At 70.1% G+C, this 2,522-nt stretch carries 2 protein-coding genes; both read right to left on the bottom strand.

The window, feature by feature from the left end; all coding sequences use genetic code 11:
- A partial coding sequence (gene eda, locus U9980_RS18730; protein WP_322769104.1) for a bifunctional 4-hydroxy-2-oxoglutarate aldolase/2-dehydro-3-deoxy-phosphogluconate aldolase occupies nucleotides 1–638 on the bottom strand: 638 nt, incomplete at its 3' end.
- Between the two features lie 2 nt (nucleotides 639–640).
- Nucleotides 641–2,473: a phosphogluconate dehydratase gene (gene edd, locus U9980_RS18725; protein WP_322769101.1), complete on the bottom strand. Its 1,833-nt coding sequence runs from the start codon at nucleotides 2,471–2,473 to the stop codon at nucleotides 641–643.
- Nucleotides 2,474–2,522: the final 49 nt, after the last annotated feature.

The raw sequence follows: 2,522 nt of genomic DNA, 5'->3' as shown, positions 1-2,522 counted from the left end.
CCCCACAGCGAGGCGACCTCGCGGGCAAGATCCGCGATCCGGGCCCAGTCGCCGGCCGCGACCGCGTCGGCGGGGGTCAACCAGGATCCGCCGACGCAGCCGACATTGGGCAGGGCCAGGTAGTCCCCTGCCGTGGCGACGGTGATGCCGCCGGTGGGGCAGAACCGCGCGTGCGGCAGCGGTCCCGCGACCGCCTTGAGGTATGCCACCCCGCCCGCGGCCTCCGCAGGGAAGAACTTCATCTCGGTCCGCCCGCGGTCGAGCACCGTAAGCATGTCAGAAACGGTGGCGACGCCGGGCAGATACGGCAGGCCGCAACCGTCCATCGCGGTGAGCAGGCGATCGGTACAGCCGGGGCTGACCAGGAAGCGCGCCCCGGCATCGACGCACTGCTTCACCTGATCGGTTGTGACGACCGTGCCCGCACCGACACAAGCCTCGGGCACCTCCAGGGCGATCCGCTCGATCGACCGCAACGCCGCGTCAGTACGCAACGTCACCTCGATGATGGGCAGGCCCCCGGCGACAAGGGCGCGGGCGAGCGGCACCGCAGCCTGGATGTCGTACAGGACGACGACGGGTACGACCGGTGCGACGTCGAGCAACGACGGCGACGAGGCCGACGGTTGTGGGATCATGGTCACGCTGTCACCGTCAGCACGCTGGCCCCGTGGTCGGCCGGGCCGACCCTGCTACGGAAAGCGGCAAACAGCTCACGCCCGGTTCCCACCCAGGCCTCCTCATCGGGTGGCCCACCCGTCGGCGCACGGCCGTCGAGATCGACGCCGAGTACGTCGAGCGAGCCGGCCGTGGCATCCAGCCGGATGACGTCGCCGTCACGCACCCGGGACAGCGGTCCGCCCGTTGCCGCCTCCGGCGTGAGGTGGATCGCGGCCGGGACCTTGCCGGAGGCGCCGGACATCCTGCCGTCGGTGACGAGCGCGACGCGGTGGCCACGGTCCTGCAGCACGCCGAGGGCCGGGATGAGCGTGTGCAGCTCGGGCATGCCGTTGGCCCGCGGACCCTGGTAGCGGACGACAACAACAAGATCACCATCGAGCTCGCCCGCGTTGAATGCGGCGAGGAAGTCCGCCTGGTCGTCGAAGACCCGTACCGGCGCCTCGACGAGGAGGTGCTCGGGATGTATCGCGGACGTCTTCATCACTGCCCTGCCAAGCGAGCCGGTGAGCATGCGCAGCCCACCATCAGGTGCGAACGGCTCGGCCGCCGCGCGGAGCACGTCCATGTCGAGGCTCGTGGTCGGCCCGGCCCGCCAGACGAGTCCGCCGTCGGCCACCATCGGTTCCTGCCGGTAGCGGTCGAGGCCGTGGCCGGCGACGGTGCGGACGTCGCCGTGCAGCAGACCCGCGTCCAGCAGCGCGCCGATGAGGAACGCGGTGCCTCCGGCGGCATGGAAGTGGTTCACATCGGCGGGGCCGTTCGGGTAGATCCGGGTCAGCAGCGGTGCCACGGCCGACAGGGCGGCGAAGTCGTCCCAGGTCAGCTTTATCCCTGCGGCGGCGGCAATGGCAACCAGATGCAGGGTGTGGTTCGTGGATCCGCCGGTGGCAAGCAGACCTACGACACCGTTGACGATCGCACGCTCGTCGATGACTTCGCCGATCGGTGTGTACGCGTCGCCGAGAGCGGTCAGCCTGGTCACCTGACGCCCGGCGGCGGCGGTGAGCGCCTCGCGCAGCGCGGTGCCGGGGTTGACAAAGCTCGCGCCCGGCAGGTGCAGGCCCATGAGCTCCATGAGCATCTGGTTGGAATTGGCCGTGCCGTAGAACGTGCACGTACCCGCGCTGTGATAGGATGCGGCCTCGGCTTCGAGGAGCTCCGCTCGGCCGGCCTTGCCTTCGGCGTACAGCTGGCGGATACGGCTCTTGTCCGCGTTGGGCAGCCCGGACGTCATCGGTCCGGCGGGGACGAGCACGACCGGCAGGTGGCCGAAGGACAGCGCGCCGATAACCAGCCCAGGGACGATCTTGTCGCACACGCCGAGCAGCAACGCGCCGTCGAACATGTCATGAGCCAGGGCGACCGCGGTGGCCATCGCCACCACGTCCCGGCTGAACAGCGATAATTGCATGCCCGCACGGCCCTGGGTGATGCCGTCGCACATCGCGGGCACGCCACCCGCGAACTGTGCGACACCGCCGGCCTCACCTACCGCCTTTTTGAGCAGCGCAGGGAAGGTTTCCAGCGGTTGATGCGCGGAGAGCATGTCGTTGTACGCCGACACGATGGCGATGTCGGGCCTGGCCGCACCGCGCAGTTCGAGCTTGTCGGTCGGGGTGCAGGCTGCGAAACCGTGCGCGAGGTTGGAGCACCCGAGGCTGCCGCGCGCCGGGCCCGCCTGGGCCGCGGCGCGGATCCGGGAGAGGTAGGCCTCGCGGGATGCCGCGCTGCGTGCCGCGATCCGCTCGGTCACCTCAGCCACAACAGGGTGCAGGACCGTGGGTGTACTCACGCGGTTACCTCCTCGTGCCAGGTGCGCCCGTCGCGCTCGATCAACGCGA

The organism is Protofrankia sp. Cr1, assembly GCF_963555865.1.
Lineage (GTDB): Bacteria > Actinomycetota > Actinomycetes > Frankiales > Frankiaceae > Protofrankia.
Note: the sequence above shows the minus strand (reverse complement) of the source record. Positions and strands in the feature narration are given on the sequence as shown.